Origin of the sequence: Blautia sp. 210820-DFI.6.14 (assembly GCF_020558815.1) — a bacterium.
GTDB classification, from domain to species: domain Bacteria; phylum Bacillota; class Clostridia; order Lachnospirales; family Lachnospiraceae; genus Blautia_A; species Blautia_A obeum.
Genome location: NZ_JAJCKS010000093.1, coordinates 1 through 643 on the forward strand (window position 1 = coordinate 1; position 643 = coordinate 643).

Here is a 643-nt window from a genome sequence, read left to right on the forward strand (position 1 = left end):
ATCTGTCCAGCGATGCAAAGGTTCTTTATGGGCTGATGCTGGACAGAATGGCTTTGTCTATCAGAAATAATTGGGTGGACAATGAGGGGAAAGTTTATATCATATTTACATTGGAACAAGTGATGGAATATATGAACTGCGGAAAAGACAAAGGTGTGAAAATTCTTGCAGAATTAGATACTGATAAAGGAATTGGTTTGATTGAAAGAGTAAAGAGAGGATTGGGAAAACCAACAATTATTTATGTAAAGAGCTTTGTATATAGAAAAGAAAAAGTATTAGATTCGGCAGAGAATGATAACCGAAGTCAAGAAGTCGGAAAAGCCGAAGTCAAGAGTTCGGAAAAACCGAAGTCTGGAGTTCTGGAAAGTCGAAGTCAAGAGTTCGGAAAAACCGAAGTCTGGAAGTCGGAAAAATCGAAGTCTGGAGTTCGGAAAAACCGAAGTACAGAAGTCGGAAAAACCGACCCTAATAATACTAATTATAATTATACTGATATTAGTAATACTGACAGAAGTAATACTGATCTTATCAATCTTTCAGATTCTTCCGAACAGCAGTCAATGGATTTGATGGAAGAGATGAAGCTATTCCAGATGAATACTGCACTTGTAAAAAGAAATATTGAATATGACTGTCTTGT

2 pseudogenes are annotated in these 643 nt (G+C 36.4%); both read left to right on the plus strand.

Annotation, left to right across the window (positions count from 1 at the left end):
- Positions 1-47 precede the first annotated feature (47 nt).
- Positions 48-116, plus strand: a pseudogene (locus LI112_RS18630) (replication initiator protein A); the annotation flags it as partial.
- A gap of 15 nt (positions 117-131) precedes the next feature.
- Positions 132-643: pseudogene (locus tag LI112_RS17870) on the plus strand (hypothetical protein); the annotation flags it as partial.